Genomic DNA, 18,519 nt, shown 5'->3' with positions numbered 1-18,519 from the left:
TGATCGGCCGGACTGGCAAGTTGGCCCGAAGTACATCCATGACGGACGAATGGTCATCCGCCTCGCGCCGCCAGCACCGCCAGCAGCAGCAACGCGACGATATTGGTGATCTTGATCATCGGGTTGACCGCTGGGCCGGCGGTATCCTTGTACGGATCGCCGACCGTGTCGCCGGTCACCGCCGCCTTGTGCGCCTCCGATCCCTTGCCGCCATGATGGCCGTCCTCGATATATTTCTTGGCATTGTCCCACGCGCCGCCGCCCGAGGTCATCGACAGGGCGACGAACAGCCCCGACACGATCACGCCGAGCAGCATCGCGCCCAGCGCCGCGAAGCCATTGGCCTGGCCCGCCACCAGCCGCACGATCGCATAGACCGCGATCGGCGACAGCACCGGCAGCAGCGACGGCACGATCATCTCGCGGATCGCGGCGCGGGTGACGAGGTCGACGGTGCGGCCGTAGCGCGGCCGGCTGGTCCCCTGCATGATGCCGGGATCGTCGCGGAACTGCCCGCGCACCTCCTCGACCACCGCGCCGGCCGCACGGCCGACCGCGGTCATGCCGAACGCGCCGAACAGGTACGGGAGCAGCGCGCCGAGCAGCAGGCCGACGATGACATAGGGGTTGGACAGGCTGAAATCGACCTCCACCTCCGGGAAATAGGTCGAAAGGTCGGTCGTATAGGCGCCGAACAGCACCAGTGCCGCCAGCCCGGCCGAACCGATCGCATAGCCCTTGGTCACCGCCTTGGTGGTGTTGCCGACCGCGTCGAGCGCGTCGGTGCGCTGGCGCACTTCGTCGGGCAGCGCCGCCATCTCGGCGATGCCGCCGGCATTGTCGGTGACCGGGCCATAGGCATCGAGCGCCACGACCATGCCGGCCAGCGCCAGCATCGCGGTGGCGGCGAAGGCGATGCCGATGACCCCGGCAAGCTGATAGGTGGCGATCACCGCGACGACGATCACCAGCGTCGGCAGCGCCGTCGCCTCCAGGCTGATCGCCAGGCCCTGGATCACGTTGGTGCCGTGCCCCGTCTCGCTGGCGCGCGCGATCGAGCGCACCGGGCGATAGGCGGTGCCGGTGTAATATTCGGTGATCCACACGATCAGCCCGGTCACGCCCAACCCGATCACCATGCACCAGACCAGGTCCATGCCGGTGAAGCCGGAGCCGGCGGCCGCGCCCCCTTGCGTCAGGTCGTCGCTGACCGCGTCGAGGAAGCCGGCATTGCCGATCACCGCGTTCAGGTCGCCAAGCGTATAGTGCGCGGCGGCGAAGATCGCCGGCACCGCCAGCAGCGCCGAGGTCCAGAACCCCTTGTAGAGCGCGCCCATGATCGAGCCGCTCCGCCCCAGGCGGACCATATAGGTGCCGATGATGCTGGTCAGGATGCAGACGCCGCCGACGATCAGCGGCAGGCTCATCAGCCGCAACAGTTCGCCCGCATCGGCGCGGACCAGCAAGGCGATCGAGATCATCGTCACGCCCAGCGTCACCACATAGGTCTCGAACAGATCGGCGGCCATGCCGGCGCAGTCGCCGACATTGTCGCCGACATTGTCCGCGATCACCGCCGGGTTGCGCGGATCGTCCTCGGGAATGCCGGCCTCGACCTTGCCGACCAGATCCGCGCCGACATCGGCGGCCTTGGTGAAGATGCCGCCGCCCAGCCGCGCGAAGATCGAGATCAGCGACGCGCCGAACGCCAGCGCGGTCAGCGCCTCGACGATGAGGCGGTCGTTGGGGGCATGGCCGGCGGGGCCGACCAGATACCAGAAGAAGACGGCGATCGCGAGCAGGCCCAGCCCCGCCACCAGCATCCCGGTCACCGCGCCGGAGCGGAAGGCGGTGGTCAGCCCCGCCTGGAGCGAGGTGCGCGCGGCTTCCGCCGTGCGGACATTGGCGCGCACCGAGATGGTCATGCCGACATAGCCGGCGACCCCCGACAAGACCGCGCCGATCGCGAAACCCAGGGTCGACAGCCAGCCGAGCGTCACCGCCAGCACCACGGCGACGACAAGGCCGACCACGGCGATGGTGGTATATTGGCGGCCCAGATAGGCCTTGGCGCCTTCCTGGATGGCGCCGGCGATGTCCTGCATCCGGGCGTCGCCCGGCGATTGGCGGAGCACTTGCCCGCTGGTGACGATGCCATAAAGAACGGCGATGCCGCCGCAGATCATGGCGAGATAGACTGCCGTCATGCTCGTCCCTCCTGATCGCGGGCGCACCGTCATGGGCCGCCCGTCATGGGCAAAGCTACGCCGATTGACGCGGCGCGCAACCGTGCTTTGGCCGTCCGGGGACAGGGGGCGTTACGAAACATCCTTCCGTGCCCGTCGATAGCCGGAGCACGACCAATGCACGTGGACGTTCAGCAATGTTTCTCAGAACCATAGGCGAAGCACGCCGAACGGCTGCAAGATGCGCCTCCGGGTGACCTCAATCCGCCACGCCCGCGCCGCCATCATGCTCCCAGCCCAATCGACCAGGGAGGGGCAGCGACTCGCCAGCGTCGGTCAGCGTCATGCCTTCGCCGGCTGCGAACGCGCCGACCCAGGTCGCGGCCACCGGCGGTGCGACCCCGGCGGGCAGGGCGAAGAGCAGTTCGTAATCGTCCCCCGCCGTCACGGCCGACAGCCGTGCCGCACGATCGGCACCCTTCACCGCCATATAAGCCCCGGAGAGCGGCACCGCCTCCAACCGGACCGTGACGGCCAGGCCGCTCGCCGCTGCCATGCGCGCCGCGTCGATCAGCAGTCCGTCCGACACGTCCGCCATCGCCGTCACCACTTGGCCGAGCGCACGACCCTCCGCTAGCCGGGGACGGGGGCGGCGATAAGCGTCGCGCAGGTCCGGGCTGTCGATCTCGCCCCGCGCCGCCGCCAGGCCGGGGCCGGCATCGCCGATCGTGCCCGTCACCCAGAGCTGATCCCCGGGCCTCGCCCCACTCCGCGCCGGCGCACGAGCGCTACGGCCGATCGCGGTGCAGGTCAGGACGCGCGGCGCTCCCCCAGGCAGCGACACGGTGTCGCCGCCGATCAGGCGCGTCCCGAACGCCGCCAGCGCCGCCGCCAGCCCGGCGAGGAAGGCGCGGTCCCATCCATCCTCGCTCAGCGGCAGGTTGAGCAGCACCCCCTCCGGCACCGCTCCCTTGGCGGCCAGGTCGGACAGGTTCACCGCCAGCAGCTTCCACGCCACGTCCCCGGCCGGGTCGGTCGGCAGGAAATGCACGTCCTCGACCAACGTGTCGGTGGTCAGCACCAGCTCGCCCAGCGTCGCGGCATCGTCGCGCAGGTCGCGCGCGCCGGGATGGAGCGGCAGCGCGCGCAGCGTCGCCAGGAACTCGGCCTCGGTCATCGCCGGATGGGGGCAGGGCGGCTCAATGGTCCAGCTTCGCGCCGTCGAGCGCCCGCGCCTGGCGCTCCGCCTCGTCCTTCGCCGCGCGTTTCTCCGCGCCGGTGCGGCCGAAGGCGACGCGGTTGGCGGCGGCCGTCGCCTGCGCCGCCGCCCTGGCCCTGGCCTTGCGCGCACGGTTCAGGTTGACGACCTCCGCCATGGTTCAGGCGCGCGCGCCCGATTTCGCGATCGCGTCGAGCAGGCCGTTGACGAAGCCCGCCTCGCGCCGCTCGTAGAACGCATGGGCGACATCGACATATTCGCTGATCACCGCGGCGGTCGGCACATCCTTGCGCGCGAGCAGTTCATAGGTGCCGGCGCGCAGGATCGCCTTCATCGGCTTGTCGAGTCGCGCCAGCGTCCAGCCGCTGGCCAGCTTCGCCTCGATCAGGAGGTCGATCTCGCCGGCGCGCGCCTGGGCGCCCTTGACCAGGTCGTCGAAGAAATCGACCCCGGCATCGGCATATTCCACATCCTCGATCACCGCGCCCAGGCGGTGCTGGTGGAATTCGTGCAGCAGCACGGGGATGGCCGTGCCCTCCATCTCGTGCTGATAGAGCGCCTGGACGGCGGCGAGACGCGCGGCGGCGCGGGCCTTGGTGCGGTTCGAGTTGCGGGACATAAGCGCCGCCCTGTACGCCGCCCGGCGACCGATGTCAGCCCCGTTGCGGCGGCGTGTGATGGAAGAGGAATGATGGACGAGAGTTGGGGACGCAAACCGGCGATGCTGCGGGTACGGGCGAACGACCGCGACGCCGCGCGGGCCGTCGATCGCGAACGCCGGGCGCAGGAGCGCGCCGCCGCCGCCGAGGCACGGACCGAGGCGCGGGCCGCGGCGCGGGACGCGGCCTCGCAGGCGCGCGAGGCGGCGCGCACCGCCCGCCGTGTCGAGGAGGAGGCGCGCGCCGCGGTCCGGCGCGAGGCGGTCGCGACCGTCGCCGCGGAGGAGCCGGCCGCGCCGCGTCGCCGTCGCTCGACCGGGGCGATCGCGCGGACGGGGATGCCGACCGAGGAACGCGACACGCGCGCCTATCGCACCGTCGTCGACGAGGATCGCATCCGCGCGCTCGCCAAGCGCGGCACGTCGGTTGCTGGCATCGCGGGCGCGTTCGGCCTCAGCGTCGCGGACATCGAGGCGGTGCTGGCCGCCGGCTGATCAGCGGCGGGCGGCCCCGAGCGGAAGGCAGTCGAAGCCGCCTGCCGCCGCTGCCGCGCACATCGCCACCGCGCCCGCCCGGTCGGCCGCCGGCCCGATCTGGACGCGGACCAGCGGGCTGTTGGGCACGGGGTCGAAGCGCGGCTGGAACTTGGCCAATGACGGTGCCCGGTCGCGGGCCAAAGCCCAGGCGGCTTCCGCCCGCGCCTGGCCGGTGAACGCGCCGATCTGGATGCGCCAGTCGCCCGCCGGCAGCGGTTCGGCGGCAGCGGCAGGCGCGGCGGCCATGCGCACGGCCGGCGGCGGCGGGGCGAGCAGCGCCGCCTCCAGCCGCGCCAGCGCCGGTCCCGCCGCGGCCGCCAGCGCATCGGCGGGCAGCCCCGTCATCTCGGTCGCGACCGCCGCCGCGGCCGGGCAGAAATTCGTCTGCGCCCCCGGTCGCGCGAAGTAATTGTAGAGCACGGTCATATGGTGGTCGAGGCCGCCCGGTGCGGCGTCGAACCGCTGCTGCTCGTCGCGATAGGCGGCGGCGAGGACCGTCTTACGCTGCACCAGCAGGCGGTTGTAATCGGGCGTCAGCGTCGCTCCCGAGGCGGTCCGCCCGCAACTGAGCGCCGCGACGTTGAGCGCGGCGCGGACATGCCACAGCGCCTCCTGTTCACCCAGATGGCTGTTGATCGTCTCCGGCGGCGGCGGTGGGGGAGCAGGGGCGGGCGTCGGGGCGGGCGCGGGCGGCGGCGGAGCCGGCTCGGCCGCTTGGCGATGCGCGCACCCCGCCAGCAGCAGCGCGGTCGTTGTCGTGGCGCCCAGCCATCCGAACCGCTGTCCGATCATCCGTTCCTCCGTGCCGTGTCATCCGTGCCTAGCGCTCGCGGCCATCGCCGGTAAAGCCCGGCCCCGCCGCAGCGTCACCAAGCTGTCGCAAGGCGCGGCACCTTTCGCGCGTCCGTCGGTTTGTCGCCTTGAAAGGAGCAGCCAGTGGCGGAAAAGATTGTCGCGATCGGACTATTGACCCAGCGCGACCTGGACGTGCTCGGCACCGGATTCAAGCGCGTGTTTCCGGTGGAGCAGGATGACAGCTTCGCCGACCTGATCGATCGCCTCGACGCGATCGGCGCGCCGGGTGGCGCGTCCGGTGGCGGATCGGGCACGTCGGCGTCCGGCGCACCGAAACAGGGTCGCTGACCGCACCGATCAGGCGGCCTTGCGACCTTGTGCGATCAGCTCGCCGACTCGCGTCAGCAGCTTGTCGATCGCGAACGGCTTGGTCATGATCTCGATGCCCGGGGCGCGCAGGCCGTTGCCGACCACCGAATGCTCGGCATAGCCGGTGATGAACAGGGTCGGCAGCCCCGGACGATGGGCCTGCGCCGCTTCCGCCATCTGGCGGCCGTTCATCCCGCCCGGCAGGCCTATATCGCTGATCAGCAGATCGATCCGCAAGTCCGATTGCAGCACGCGCAGGCCCGATATGCCGTCCGCCGCCTCGACCACTCCATAGCCCAGATCCTCCAGCACATCGGCGAGGAGCAGGCGGACGGTCGGCTCGTCGTCGACGACCAGGATCGTCTCGCCGCCGCCTGCCCGACTGCTGATCCGCGTGCCGTCATGGTCGACACTGGGCATCAGATCGCCATCGTAGCGCGGCAGGTAGAGGCGCACGACCGTGCCGACATCGACCTGGGACTGGATCCGGACCTGCCCGCCCGACTGCTTGGCGAAGCCGTAGATCATCGACAGGCCCAGCCCGGTGCCCTGGCCCATCGGCTTGGTCGTGAAAAAGGGTTCGAATACCCGCTCGATCACATCGGCGCTCATGCCGGTGCCGCTATCGGTCACCGACAGTGACAGATACGACCCCTCCGGCATGTCGTGGGCGCGGGCGGTTTCGCGATCAAGCCAGGTATTGGCCGTCTCGATCATGATCCGGCCGCCCGCCGGCATCGCGTCGCGCGCGTTGATGCACAGGTTGAGCAGCGCGTTCTCCAGTTGCCCGGCATCGACCAGCGTCGTCCATAGCCCGACCGTCTCGCTGGTCTCCACCGTGACGGCGGGGCCCACCGTGCGCCGGATCAACTCGATCATCCCGGCGATCAGCGCGTTGACGTCGGTCGGTTTGGGATCGAGCGTCTGGCGGCGCGAGAAGGCGAGCAGCCGGTGAGTGAGCGCGGCGGCGCGACGCACCGCGCCCTGCGCCGCGTCCAAATAGCGGTCGACATCGCCCAGCCGCCCCTGGCCCAAGCGCGTGCCGATCATCTCCAGCGCGCCAGACATTCCGGCGAGCAGATTGTTGAAGTCGTGCGCCAGCCCGCCGGTGAGCTGGCCGACCGCCTCCATCTTCTGCGCCTGACGCAGCTGCTCCTCGGTCTTCATCAGCTCGGCGCTGCGTTCGGCGACGCGCTGTTCCAACGTCTCGGTCAGCGCCCGCAGCGCTGCGGTGGTGCGATCCAGCTCCTTCTCGACCGCGCGCCGTTCCTCGACGTCGATCAGCACGCCTGGAAAGCGGAGAGGCGTGCCGTCGGCATCGTGATCGACCCGGCCGTTCGCCTCGATCCAGTAATAGCGGCCATCGGCGCGGCGCACGCGATACTGGTGCGCATAGGGGCCGCCGCGCGCGATCGCCGCGTCGATCGCCTCGGCCAACCCTGCCTGGTCATCGGGATGGACGGTGGCGACGACCTGAGCCCGGCTCAACCCGTCGCGGCCGAGCGCCGGGTCCAGGCCGAAGGCGGCGGCGAAGACCTCGTCCACGGTGAACCGGTCGGTCGGCAGGTGCCAGAACCAGGTGCCGATGATCGCGCCGGCCGCCAGGGCGAGCTGCACCCGCTCGATATTCTCGCGCGCCAGCGCCTCGCTCGCCCGCAGCGCAGCCTCCGACGCCTTGCGCGCATCGATGTCGCGGAACATCACCGACACCTGGCGGCGGCTGGCCGGTTCGACCCGTGCCGCCGACACCTCGATATGGCGGCCGGCCTGTTCGAAATAGCGTTCGAAGCGGATCGGCTCGCCGGTGCGCAGCACCGTGCCATAGAGCGCGATCCAATCGTCGGCCTGGTCGGGGGCGAGGTCGCGCAGCGTCCGGCCGACGATCTCGGCGATGCCCGAATGGCGCTGATAGCCGGCATTGGCCTCGACATGGACATAGTCGCTCAGTGGGCCGTGCGGTCCGTCGAAGAACTCGATGATGCAGAAGCCGTCGTCGAACGCCTCGAACAGCGCGCGATAGCGTTGCTCGTTACCTGCCAAGATGTCCGTCGCCACGCGCCGTTCGGTCACGTCCTGCACCATGCCGGCGATGCGGAAGGCGCCGGTCTCGCCGTCGATCAGCCGCTCGCCGCGATGCGCGATCCAGCGCACCACGCCGTCCCCGGCCCGGCGGATGCGATATTCCAGCTCGCGTACGCCGGCCCCGTCGCCGAGGCCGTCGGCCGTCCAGAGCGGTGCGGCGTGTTCGCGATCCTCGGGCAGGATCAGCGACTCGATCGTCGCGGCCGGCAGCGTCGCGGCCGGAGCCAGGCCGAACAGTCGGCAGAATTCGGGCGTGGCGTGGAGGATGGCGTCCGCGCCGAGCTGGAACAGGCCCAGCCGCCCGGCCTGTTGGGCCCAGCGCTGCCCCTGTTCCGCGACCTTCAGCGCGGTGCCGACCCGGTGTTGCTCGCTGCGATCGCGCAGTATTAGCACATAGCCGAGCTGCCGACCGTCGCGCCCCGTCAGCGGGGTCACCTCGACGCTGCACCAGAGGCGCCGACCCGTTCGGCAAAGATGCCAGCGGTCGGCGCGCGCGCGGCCGTCGCGATCGGCCGCGACCATGTCCTGGTGCAACCGGCCCACGGCGCGGTCCTCGGGCGTGAAGAGGAAGCCGGCATGCCGGCCGATCGCCGCCGCCTTGTCCCAGCCGAACACATGGTCGGCGCCCGTTCCCCATTCCACCACCATGCCGTCGCGGTCGATGGCGACGATCGCCAGGTCGATGGCGTTGTCGACGATCGCGCGCTGCCGCGCCTCCGCCAGCGCCGCCTGGCGGCTGGCCAGCCCGTGTTCCAGTTGCGCCATCACATGCTGCGCCAGTACGCGCAGCGTCCGGACCTGCACATCGGAGAGGGTGCGGGTGCGATAGTCGAGCACGCAGACCGTCCCGATCGCCACGCCCTCCGGCGTCCGCAGCAGCGCGCCGGCATAGAAGCGCAAATAGGGGGCACCGGTGACCAGCGGATTGCAGGCGAAGCGCGCGTCCTGGGTGGTGTCGGGCACCAGCAGGAATTCGTCCTCGAGCAAAGCGTGCGCGCAGAGTGAGGTCTCGAGCGGCGTGCCGTCGACGCCCAGCCCGACTTCCGCCTTGAAGAACTGCCGGTCACGGTCGATGAAGTTGATGACGGCGATCGGCGCCTCGCACACGCTGGCGGCGAGTTCGGCGATCCCGTCGAACACCGCCTCGCGCGCGCTATCCACGATCCTATACTTGGCCAGCGCCGCCGCGCGGATCATGGCGCCGTCTTCGTCCAGCGCGGTCGGCGGGTCGCGAAGTTCGGCTGGCGAGGAATGGGGGAGGCCGGTCACGCCATCGTTCCTATATGCCGCCGATAGGTTCGCAAGACTCATTTGCATGAAGCCGTGGCACCGGTTCCATTTTGGGCCGCAGACTCTGCCTCGGCGCGTAGAAGTTTTTCTTGGCGGCAGACGGCGGCCCGGCGCGGTACAGAAACAGTCTGCCTGCCCGTTATCGGCGGCGGCAATTCCAATATGTCAAAAGGGAATCCCATGATCAGCGAACTGCTGCTCAGCACAGCGGCGATCGTTGCGCCCGCCGCGTCGACGCCCCCCGCTTCAGCCCAGCAGGCCCAGACCGGGCAGGGTCAAGCCGGAGAGGCCCAGGCGGAGCAGGCCCAGGCCGCGCCCGTGGCCGATGCCGCGACCACCGGGGACGAGGGCGGCGACATCATCGTCACCGGCACCCGGGTCGAAGGGCGCAGCCGGCTGGACAGCGTATCGCCGGTCGACGTGCTGAGCGGCGCCAGCCTTCAGCGGCAGGGGACGACCGAACTGGGCGCGGCGCTGTCCGCGATCGCGCCGTCGATCGACTTCCCGCGCCCCTCCGCCAATGACGCGACCGACGCGATCCGTCCGGCGACGCTGCGCGGCCTGGCTCCCGACCAGACGCTGGTTCTGATCAACGGCATCCGCGGCCACACCTCCGCCAATCTCAACACCAACGGTACGGTCGGGCGCGGCTCGGCGGCGGTCGACCTCAACACCATCCCGACGGTCGCGCTCGACCGGATCGAGGTGCTGCGCGACGGCGCGTCGGCGCAATATGGCTCGGACGCGATCGCGGGCGTCGTCAACCTGCGGCTGCGCGAGGCGCGCTCGGGCGGCGGCGCGCAGGTCGTCTACGGCTTCTACGACACGCAGGTCGACACCGCCAACAACCGCCGCCACGTGACCGGCGAGCCGACCGTCACCGTCTCCGCCTGGCAGGGCATCGGCTTCGGCAGCGACGGCTTCCTGACCGTCTCGGGCGAGTATCTGAAGCGCCAACCGACCAACCGCGCCGACATCGACACGCGCGTCACCCCGCGCCGCGTCACCGGCCGCTATGGCGATCCCGAGACCGAGCAATATACCGGCTATGTCAACGCCGGCACCTCGCTGACGGATAATATCAGCCTCTATGCGTTCGGCGGCTATCAGGACCGCGACAGCCGCGGCGCGGCCTTCCCGCGCATCCGCACCACCGCCTCGGCGCCGCTGCTCGACCGGGCCGGCCTGTCGAACGGCTTCCTGCCGATCATCAACACCCGGTCGAAGGACATCAACTCGGCGGCCGGCCTGCGCGGCGACCTGGGCGGGTTCAACGTCGACCTGTCGTTGAGCTATGGCCGCAACACGGTCGACTTCCGCACGCTCGATTCGACCAACTACGCCTATGGATCGGCGAGCCCGCGCGACTTTCGCGACGGCTCGGTCGCCTATGACCAGTATGTCGCCGGGCTGGACGTGACGCGCAAGTTCGACGTCTTCCAGTCGCTCAACCTCGCCTTCGGCATCGAGGGGCGGCGCGAGGGCTACAAGATCAGTGCGGGCGAGCCGGCCTCCTATGGCTATGCGCCGGCCGGCACCGTCACCGGCATCCCGGCTGGCACGACCGTTGCGCCGGGCGCCCAGGGCTTCGGCGGCTTTTCGCCGCTCAACGAGGTCAAGCGCAGCCGCCGCAACGGCAGCATCTATGTCGATGTCGAGGCGCAGATGACCGACAAGCTGCTGCTCGGCCTGGCGGGACGGGCGGAGGATTATTCCGACTTCGGCACCACCGCGACCGGTAAATTCTCCGCCCGCTACGACCTGGCCGACTGGATCGCGCTGCGCGGCACCGCCTCCACCGGCTTCCGCGCGCCGTCGCTCCAGCAGCAATATTTCACCCAGATCGCCTCGGTGGTGACCAACGGCGTGCCGGTGCTGACCGGCACCTTCCCCTCAACCAGCACGGTCGGCGCGGCGCTGGGCGGCCTGCCGCTGGAGCCGGAGAAGTCGACCAACCTGTCGGCGGGCACGGTGATCCGCGCCGGCGGCTTCGACCTGACGCTGGACGCCTATCGCATCCATATCCGCAACCAGATCGGCCTGTCGGAGAACATCTCCGCCTCGGGCTCGACCGCGGCGGTGAACGCGCAGATCGCGCAACTGCTCGCCGCCACCAATACGGGGGCGAGCGCCGCCCGCTTCTTCATCAACGGGCTGGCGACGACCACCAAGGGCATCGACCTAGTCGCCCATTATCGCTGGCGGACCGCGGAGGCGGGCGCGTTCGACTTCACGCTGGCCGGCAACATCAACGACGTGAAGGTCACGCGCGTGCCGACCTCCACCGCGACGCTGAACCCCGCGCCGACGCTGTTCGCGCGCAGCCGCATCCTGACGCTGGAGGACGGCACGCCGCAGCAGAAGGTGACCGGCACCGTCGACTGGTCGCTGGAGCGGCTGGGGGCGCTGGCGCGCGTCACCTATTATGGCGACGTCAACCAGCCGGGCACCACGCCCGCCGCCGACGTCCATACCGGCCGCCACGCGATCACCGATATCGAGCTGCGCTATGCCGCGCCCAAGGGCGCGCAGATCGGGCTCGGCGTCAGCAACCTGTTCGACGTCTATCCCGACCGCACGATCCCGGCGAACAACTCGACCGGCGTGCTGGGCTTCCCCTATTACTCGCCCTTCGGCTTCAACGGCCGCTATCTCTATGCGCGGGTCGGCCTGAACTGGTGAGCGATGGACCGGGGTGTCCGTCCGTCCCGACGGAGACCCCGGTAATGAAAAGCGCCCTTGCGCTGGATCAGTGACGCCGGATCGTTACCGATCGTTTACGAACTGGGGCGTAGCGTCCGGCCGTGCCCCAGGACCTCTCCGCCACCGCACCCGGCCGCCTGCCGGATGCCACCTATGTCGAACTGGTGTCCAGCCTGTTCGCCACCCGCGCGCCCACCGTCATCATGAGCCTGTTGTTCCTGATGGCGGGCATGCTGGTGGCGCACCGGACCCAGGACCCGCTGGTGACGGGGCTGGTCGAGCTGGGCACGGTCTCCAGCATGATCCGGATCGCCCTGCTGTTCAGCGGCCGGATGCGCCACGATGCCGGTGCGATCGATCATCAGGCGGCGGTCGCGATCGAGCGCCGCTTCGCGGTCAGCTATGTCGCCTTCGCGATCATCCTGGGGCTGTTCGTGGCGCGGACCATGCAGTTGCCCGATGCGCCCCTGCACACGCTCGCGGGCATATTGTTGGTCGGCTATGCCGCCGGCGTCGCGGCGGGTACGGCGCTGCGCCCACGCATCGCGGTCGCCAGCCTGCTGGTCGCGGTGCTGCCGCCTGTCGCGGTGCTGTTCGTCCAGAGCGAGCCGGCCGACATCGCCTCGGCCGTCGCCCTGGGTGGTTTCCTGGCGGGCGGGATGCGCAGCCTGTTGCGTCGCTACCGCACCGAATCGGCATCGACCGCCAAGCGCCACGGCTTCGCGGCGCTGGCCCGGCGCGACCATCTGACCGGACTGGCCAACCGGTTGGAACTGGCGGAGCGGTTCGACCGCCTTTGCACCGAGGGCCTGCGGACCAAGCGCGTCGCGATCCACTATCTCGACCTGGACGATTTCAAGCCGGTCAACGACCGGCTCGGCCACCCGACCGGCGACGCCTTGCTGCGGGCGGTGGCGGGGCGGCTGCGCGATCACATCCGCGGCGACGACATCGCCGCGCGGCTGGGCGGCGACGAATTCGTCGTCGTGCAGACGGCGGTGCGCGACGAGGACGAGGTGGCGGCGATGGCGCGTCGGCTGGAACGCGACCTGGCCGAACCCTATGCAATTGACGGGCGCGAGATCGTGATCGGCGCGAGCGTCGGCTGGTGCCTGGACGACACCGCCGAGCCGCTGCTCGACCCGCTGCTGGAACGGGCCGACGACGCGCTGCGCCGACGCAAGGCGGAGCGCAAGGCGGAAGGACGCGCGCCGGTCGGGGCACCGACCGCACCCTCGGGTTCCATGGCGGGCTCGCCGCCGGGTTCGACGGTGGTGTCGCTGCCCGGCTATGATTGGCTGCGACAGAGCGCCTGAGCGCATCTCAATTGCTCAGGCCGGGGAGATAGGCGGGGTGGAAGCCTTGGGGCGCCGCGCCGGTCCGGACCGGCCGGTCGCCCGTGACAAACAGACTGCGCAGCATCGCCGCCATCGCGTCATGCCCCTTGACCGTCAGCGTCACCGACACGCGGCGATGGTCGGCCGGATCGACCCGGCGCGCCATCAGTCCGGCCGCTTCCAGCCGGTCGATCCGGCGCAGCGCGCTGGTCGAGGTCTCGCCGGAAACCAGGATGACCTGCTTGACGCACAGGTTTCGGCCCTCCTCGCCGGCGACGAACGTCTCCAGCATCATGTCCCAGGCGGAATCGCGGAAGATGTCGCGCGGGAAGAAGGCGGCGACGGTGGCGCGCATCGTCTGCGTCTGGCGCGCCATGTCGAGCAGCGTGCGCGGGGCGCCCGTCGAGGGGGTGCCGAGCCGCGCCAGGGTATCGACGGCAAGCGGGGTGGACATGAAGTTCGACCCTAAAACCTTGGTTGTGTTAAGGATTTTTTGTCGGAAAATGCTTTCCGAAACCTTACCTGGGGCCTGACTATCACATCCAGTTTGACTATACTTCAATACCTTAGCGGGTTCATCTTGCATCGGCGCGTTGCCGTGAGCGCGGCGACACGCGGGACGCCCCGGATTGCTTCGCCGCGCTGACGATGCCCTATCCGGTCCGGATCGGCGTCATGCGATGCCCCCGGGATCACCGCTCGCGCATCGCCTCGCGCGCCCGGTTCAGCGGCTTGAGCAGATATTGCAGCACCGTCTTGGTGCCGGTGTGGACATCGACCGTGGCGATCATGCCCGGCACGATCGGGAAGCGCCGCCCCGCCGTGTTGACCAGCGCATCCGACTTGGTGCGCACGAAGACGCGGTAATAATAAAGGTCCGGGTTCACCTCGTCGCGGATCGTGTCGGGCGAGATGCTGCTCACCTCGCCCTCCAATCCGCCGAAGATCGCATAGTCATAGGCGGTGACCTTGACGCTGGCGCGTTGGCCCGGCCGGATGAAGGCGATGTCGCGGGGCGCCATGCGCGCCTCGATCAGCAGCCGGTCGTCGAGCGGCACGATCTCCATCACCTTGCCGCCCGGCGCGATGACGCCGCCCACCGTCGACACCTCGATGTTCTTGACCACGCCGCGCACCGGCGAGCGCAGGGTCAGCCGCTGCACCGTGTCCGAGCGGCCGCGCACCACCGGGGCCAGTGCCTCCACCTCCTCGCTGACCTTGGCCAGGTCCTGCCGCGCCTCCACCAGATATTGCGATTGCAGGTCCGATTTCTTCAGGTCGAGATCGGCGCGCTGCCGCTTCAGCCGAAGCACCTCGACCTGGCTCGCCGCGCCAACCGCGATCAGCGACTCGCCGATCCCCTCCTCGCGCCGGATCAGCGCCAGCGACTGGTCGATCAGCCCGGTCGAGGCGGACAGGCTGGCGCGGCGCGTCTCGAACAAGCGCTGCTGCTCGGCTTTCAGCGCGGGAAAGCCGTTGAGCTCGGCGGGAAAGCGGAGGCCCGTGCCGTTCACCTCCGCCTGGAGCCGCGCCTGGCTGGCCAGTGCGGCGCGGTACTTGGCGGCGCTTTCCTCCACGGTCGATCCGGCCTGGGTCGGATCGAGTTGCGCCAGCACCTGACCGGGCTTCACGATATCGTCCTGGTGGACCAGCATCCGCTTCAGGATGCCGCCCTCCAGCGATTGCAGCACCTGGTCGTGGCTGGTCGGCACGACCCGGCCCTGACCGGTCGCGACCTCGTCCAGCGTCGCCGCCCAGGCCCAGAGCAGGGCGACGACGAACATCGCCGCGACGATCCAGGTCAGGCGCCGCGCCGCGCGCAGGCGCTGCCCGCCATCGTCGTCGAGGGAGAAGGCGGGGGCGGGGGCGGCGGGGGACAGGCTGGTCATGCGGCGCTACTCCGCGCGGCGGCGCGCATCGCGTCGAGCGCGGCGGCCTTGGGTTGGTCGAGCAGGATGCGGCCCTCGTCGATCACGATCACGCGATCGACCAGGTCGAGCACGCGCATCCGGTGGGTGGCGACGACGAGCGTCCGGTCGCGGCTGGTCTCGCGCAGCGATTCGATGAAGCGGCGCTCGGCCATCTCGTCCATCGCCGCGGTCGGCTCGTCGAGCAGCAGCACGCGCGGATCGCGCAGCAGCAGCCGGGCGAGCAGCAGTGCCTGCACCTGCCCGCCGGACAGGCCGCGCCCGCCCTCCAGGATCTGGTGGTCCAGCCCCTCGCGCAGCCGCCGGACGAAGTCGGTCGCGCCGACCATCGCCAGCGTCTGCAGGATCGCCGCATCGGTCGCGTGCGGCGCGCCCATCGTCAGGTTCTCGCGCAAGGTGCCGTGGAACAGCCGGCTGGTCTGGGTCAGCAGCGCCACGTCGCGGCGGATGTCCGCGGGATCGACCTGGTGCAGCGCCAGGCCGTCGACCAGCACTTCGCCGGACATGGGCGGCATCATCCCGGACAGCGCCTGGAGCAATGTCGACTTGCCCGCGCCGTTGCGGCCGAGCAGCGCGATCTTCTCGCCTGGTGCGATCTCCAGCCGCGCCACCGACAGGGCCGGCGGGGCGGGCGGATCGGCATAGCCGAAGGCGGCGCCGGTCAGCAGGAAGCCGCCACGCACCACGGGCAGGGGGATGCGATGCTCCGCCTCGGGATGGTCGACGGGCAGCGCCATGATCTGGTTCAGGCTCTGCGCGGCGACCTTGGCATGTTGATAGCGGCCGAGCAGGTGCGACACCTGGCCCATCGGCGCCATCATCCGGCTGGCCAGCATCGAGGTCGCGACCAGCGCGCCGGTGGTGATGTCGCCGGCGATCACCAATGGCGCTCCGACCAGGATGACCCCGGCATAGACCAGGTTCTGCACGCTTTGCGCCCAGGTCGACAGGCTGGCGGTCAGGCCGCGCAGGCGGAGCTGCGCCTCGCCCGCGACCGCGTTGCAATGGTTCCATTGGCGCTGGAAGCGCTCCTCGGCCTGGAGCGTCTTGATGTCCTCGATGCCCTGCACCGCCTCGACCAGCAGGGCGTTGCGCAGCGAGGTCTCGCGCATCGACTCGGTGGCGTGGGCGCGCAGCCGCCGCTGCGCCAGCAGGCTGGGTGCGAGCAGCAGGACCAGCGCGACCACCGGCACCAGCGCCAGCACGCCGCCGATCATGCAGAGCAAGGCGAGGAACACGAGGAAGAAGGGCAGGTCCGCCACCGCCGCGACCGTGGTCGAGGTCAGCATGTCGCGCACCTGCTCCAGGTCCCGAAGTTGGGCGATGAAGGTGCCGGTGGAGGTCGGCCGCGCCTTGTTGCGGACGCGCAGGGCGTGACCGAACACCTGGTCCGACAGGCGCAGGTCGGTGCGCTTGCCCAACAGGTCGGTGATCGACACGCGCATCCGCCGCAGCAGGAAATCGAATCCCGTCGCCAGCAGCACGCCCAGGAACAGGATCGTCAGCGTCGGGATCGACTGGGCTGGGATCACCCGATCATAGACCTGCATCGAGAACAGCACGCCCGCCAGCCCCAGGCAGTTGGTGACGATCGAGGCGATCGCGACCGGGACATAGCCGCGCGCATCCTGCAACAGCGTGGCGCGCAGCCAATGCTCGCGGTACGGGCGGATATAGGTGTCGACCCGCACGTCCTGGGCCGAGCGGGCGGGGCGGGGAACGACGATCCGCTCCGCCGCCGCCAGCAGTTCGGACAACGGCCGCGCGGCGGACAGGCCGCCTTCGCCCGCGACCGAGAAATGCGCGTGTCCCTCGCCATCGATCGCCGTGACCAGCGCCAGTTCGCCGCCCGCAAGCGCCAGGATCACCGGTAGCCGCCAGCTCGACAGCTTGGCCGCTTGCGGCGCCACGAAGCGGACCGACAGGCCGGCGGCGCGCGCCACCGTGGCGATGCGCGCCTCCTCGTCCGCGGTGCCGTGCCACAGGCCGGCGAGCCGCGCACGCTGTTCGGGCAGGGGGATGCGGTAATGGCGCGCGACCTGCCCCAGCAGGTCGATCCAGGCATGGAGGCCGGTATGCGTGTCGTCGATGCGAAAGGGCGCGGTCACAGCGTCACTCCCCGGAAGCTGGTGCCGGTCAGCGCGAACGCGTCGCGCGAGCGGCCGGAATAGTAGAGGCAGTCGAGCTGCAGCCGGCGCAGGTCGTGCGCGGTGTTGACCGAGTCGAACCGGGCCTGCTGCAATTCCTGTTCGGCGTTGAGCAGGTCGACCAGCGTGCGCGTGCCCATGTCGAGATATTGCAGGCGATAGAGCTTGCCCGTCTCCACCATGTCGCCCTGGCGCGCGGACAGCGTGTCGAGCAACGCGGTGAGGCTGACGATCTGCTGCTGCGCCTCGGCCAGCCGCTGGCCCGTCTCCAGCCGCGCCTGGCGCGCGCCTGCCTCCGCGGCGCTGACGGCGGCGCTCGCCCCGCGCACGCGGGCGCGCACCGCGTTGCCGCCGAACACGTCGCTGGTGACGCTGAGGCCGAAGCTATAGGCGCTGCGGCTGGTGAAGGGGCCGGACGGGTCAGTGGCGGCGTCGCCGGCCAGCGCGACCGTCGGCAAGCGGGCGGCGCGGTTGCGGCGCAGGTCGGCATCGGCCTGGGACCGCTGCGCCTCGGCGCGCATCACCGCGGGCACCGCGTCCCAATCGATCGCGGCGTCGTCGCAGCTGTGCGCCAGCCATTCGGGCATGTCGGTGTCGATCGCGGCCGGCGGCGCATCGCGGCCGAGCAGGAAGGCGAGGTTGCTGGCCCAGCGACGTTCCTCGGCATCGATCCGCGCCAGCGTCGCCTCCGCCGCCGCGACGCGCGACTGCGCCTGGAGCGCGTCGGACCGGGTGGTCGCGCCTTTCGCGAAACGGTTGCCGACCAGGTCGCTGATCGCGCGGATGCGCTCAAGCTGCTCGTTGGCGACCGTGCGCAGCGCGACATTGCGTTGCAGCTCGACCACCGCATAGCCGGTCTCGCGGATCAGCCCGTCCACCGCCAGCAACAGGTCGGCGCGGCCGATCCGGGTGCCGGCGCGCGCGGCATCGACCGCGCTCGACACCTTGCCGAAATCGAACAGCATCTGCGATGCGGAGACCTGCGGGCGCGGCCGCCAGCTCGACCCCAGCCGGTTGTCGTAGCCGCTGCCGACCCCGGCGCTGATCCGCGGCAGATAGCCGGCGCGCGCGACCTCCACCTCGGCGTCGCGCGCATCGATCGTGGCGGCGGCCTGGGCGATGCCCGGATGCCAGGCCAGCATTTCGCGCATCGCGCCCGGCAGGGTCACCGGCTCGGTCGTCGCGGCGGCGTGCCCGATCGACGCCAGGGACAGGATCGCGACCGCCGTACCGGCCCATCGCTGCCATCGAAACATGTCGTCCAAAAC

General features: G+C 70.3%; 14 protein-coding genes. 4 read left to right on the top strand and 10 right to left on the bottom strand.

Translation table 11 applies throughout. The features are described from left to right. Positions 1–53: 53 nt before the first annotated feature. The 4 genes from GGQ96_RS03120 to nusB form a co-directional block, all read right to left on the bottom strand. The gene (locus GGQ96_RS03120; protein ID WP_184111420.1) at positions 54–2,207 is read right to left on the bottom strand and encodes a sodium-translocating pyrophosphatase; all 2,154 of its coding nucleotides are present in this window, start codon (positions 2,205–2,207) and stop codon (positions 54–56) included. Positions 2,208–2,445: 238 nt separating this feature from the next. Further along, the gene (thiL, locus tag GGQ96_RS03115; RefSeq protein WP_184111419.1) at positions 2,446–3,363 is read right to left on the bottom strand and encodes a thiamine-phosphate kinase; all 918 of its coding nucleotides are present in this window, start codon (positions 3,361–3,363) and stop codon (positions 2,446–2,448) included. Between the two features lie 22 nt (positions 3,364–3,385). Then, a complete protein-coding gene (locus GGQ96_RS03110; protein ID WP_184111418.1) occupies positions 3,386–3,562 on the bottom strand; it encodes a DUF4169 family protein in 177 nt (58 codons plus the stop codon). 3 nt (positions 3,563–3,565) lie between these two features. Next, a complete protein-coding gene (nusB, locus tag GGQ96_RS03105; RefSeq protein ID WP_184111416.1) occupies positions 3,566–4,024 on the bottom strand; it encodes a transcription antitermination factor NusB in 459 nt (152 codons plus the stop codon). Between the two features lie 72 nt (positions 4,025–4,096). Between nusB and GGQ96_RS03100 the strand changes: the two genes are divergently transcribed. Further along, a complete protein-coding gene (locus GGQ96_RS03100; protein WP_246360016.1) occupies positions 4,097–4,558 on the top strand; it encodes a hypothetical protein in 462 nt (153 codons plus the stop codon). Here GGQ96_RS03100 and GGQ96_RS03095 read toward each other — a convergent pair whose 3' ends face one another. Next, the gene (locus GGQ96_RS03095) at positions 4,559–5,392 is read right to left on the bottom strand and encodes an SPOR domain-containing protein (protein ID WP_184111412.1); all 834 of its coding nucleotides are present in this window, start codon (positions 5,390–5,392) and stop codon (positions 4,559–4,561) included. It lies immediately after the preceding gene. 144 nt (positions 5,393–5,536) lie between these two features. Here GGQ96_RS03095 and GGQ96_RS03090 point away from each other — a divergent pair, with 144 nt between their 5' ends. Continuing rightward, positions 5,537–5,743 carry a hypothetical protein gene (locus tag GGQ96_RS03090; protein ID WP_184112280.1) on the top strand — a complete coding sequence of 69 codons (207 nt, stop codon included), beginning with the start codon at positions 5,537–5,539 and terminating at the stop codon, positions 5,741–5,743. A 9-nt stretch (positions 5,744–5,752) separates the two neighbouring features. On the opposite strand, the gene GGQ96_RS03085 is transcribed toward GGQ96_RS03090, so the two are convergent. Then, positions 5,753–9,115, bottom strand: coding sequence for a PAS domain S-box protein (locus GGQ96_RS03085; protein WP_343058904.1), 3,363 nt, complete (start codon positions 9,113–9,115; stop codon positions 5,753–5,755). A gap of 201 nt (positions 9,116–9,316) precedes the next feature. On the opposite strand from GGQ96_RS03085, the gene GGQ96_RS03080 reads away from it, so the two are divergent. Beyond that, positions 9,317–11,818 (top strand): TonB-dependent receptor plug domain-containing protein, encoded by a 2,502-nt coding sequence (locus GGQ96_RS03080; protein ID WP_184111410.1) that lies wholly within the window; start codon positions 9,317–9,319, stop codon positions 11,816–11,818. 122 nt (positions 11,819–11,940) lie between these two features. Beyond that, positions 11,941–13,155 (top strand): diguanylate cyclase domain-containing protein, encoded by a 1,215-nt coding sequence (locus GGQ96_RS21745; RefSeq protein ID WP_343058903.1) that lies wholly within the window; start codon positions 11,941–11,943, stop codon positions 13,153–13,155. Between the two features lie 7 nt (positions 13,156–13,162). On the opposite strand, the gene GGQ96_RS03070 is transcribed toward GGQ96_RS21745, so the two are convergent. From GGQ96_RS03070 to GGQ96_RS03055, 4 genes are all read right to left on the bottom strand, one after another. Next, positions 13,163–13,630: a helix-turn-helix domain-containing protein gene (locus tag GGQ96_RS03070; protein ID WP_184111408.1), complete on the bottom strand. Its 468-nt coding sequence runs from the start codon at positions 13,628–13,630 to the stop codon at positions 13,163–13,165. A gap of 238 nt (positions 13,631–13,868) precedes the next feature. Next, complete coding sequence (locus tag GGQ96_RS03065) at positions 13,869–15,065, bottom strand: HlyD family type I secretion periplasmic adaptor subunit (RefSeq protein ID WP_184111407.1); 1,197 nt, start codon at positions 15,063–15,065, stop codon at positions 13,869–13,871. After that, positions 15,062–17,212 carry a type I secretion system permease/ATPase gene (locus tag GGQ96_RS03060; RefSeq protein ID WP_184111406.1) on the bottom strand — a complete coding sequence of 717 codons (2,151 nt, stop codon included), beginning with the start codon at positions 17,210–17,212 and terminating at the stop codon, positions 15,062–15,064. Before GGQ96_RS03060 ends, GGQ96_RS03065 begins: the two co-directional genes overlap by 4 nt. After that, entirely contained in the window at positions 17,209–18,507 is a 1,299-nt protein-coding gene (locus GGQ96_RS03055) for a TolC family protein (protein WP_184111405.1), read from the bottom strand. Before GGQ96_RS03055 ends, GGQ96_RS03060 begins: the two co-directional genes overlap by 4 nt. Positions 18,508–18,519: the final 12 nt, after the last annotated feature.

This window comes from Sphingomonas abaci, from assembly GCF_014199625.1.
In the GTDB taxonomy this organism is placed as follows: Bacteria; Pseudomonadota; Alphaproteobacteria; order Sphingomonadales; family Sphingomonadaceae; genus Sphingomonas; species Sphingomonas abaci.
Note: the sequence above shows the minus strand (reverse complement) of the source record. Positions and strands in the feature narration are given on the sequence as shown.

Bases quoted from the DNA above. Each gene is read 5' to 3' on its own strand.
- GGQ96_RS03120 (WP_184111420.1), bottom strand. From the start codon at position 2,207: ATGACGGCAGTCTATCTCGCCATGATCTGCGGCGGCATCGCCGTTCTT.
- thiL (WP_184111419.1), bottom strand. From the start codon at position 3,363: ATGACCGAGGCCGAGTTCCTGGCGACGCTGCGCGCGCTGCCGCTCCAT.
- GGQ96_RS03110 (WP_184111418.1), bottom strand. From the start codon at position 3,562: ATGGCGGAGGTCGTCAACCTGAACCGTGCGCGCAAGGCCAGGGCCAGG.
- nusB (WP_184111416.1), bottom strand. From the start codon at position 4,024: ATGTCCCGCAACTCGAACCGCACCAAGGCCCGCGCCGCCGCGCGTCTC.
- GGQ96_RS03100 (WP_246360016.1), top strand. From the start codon at position 4,097: ATGGACGAGAGTTGGGGACGCAAACCGGCGATGCTGCGGGTACGGGCG.
- GGQ96_RS03095 (WP_184111412.1), bottom strand. From the start codon at position 5,392: ATGATCGGACAGCGGTTCGGATGGCTGGGCGCCACGACAACGACCGCG.
- GGQ96_RS03080 (WP_184111410.1), top strand. From the start codon at position 9,317: ATGATCAGCGAACTGCTGCTCAGCACAGCGGCGATCGTTGCGCCCGCC.
- GGQ96_RS03070 (WP_184111408.1), bottom strand. From the start codon at position 13,630: ATGTCCACCCCGCTTGCCGTCGATACCCTGGCGCGGCTCGGCACCCCC.
- GGQ96_RS03065 (WP_184111407.1), bottom strand. From the start codon at position 15,065: ATGACCAGCCTGTCCCCCGCCGCCCCCGCCCCCGCCTTCTCCCTCGAC.
- GGQ96_RS03055 (WP_184111405.1), bottom strand. From the start codon at position 18,507: ATGTTTCGATGGCAGCGATGGGCCGGTACGGCGGTCGCGATCCTGTCC.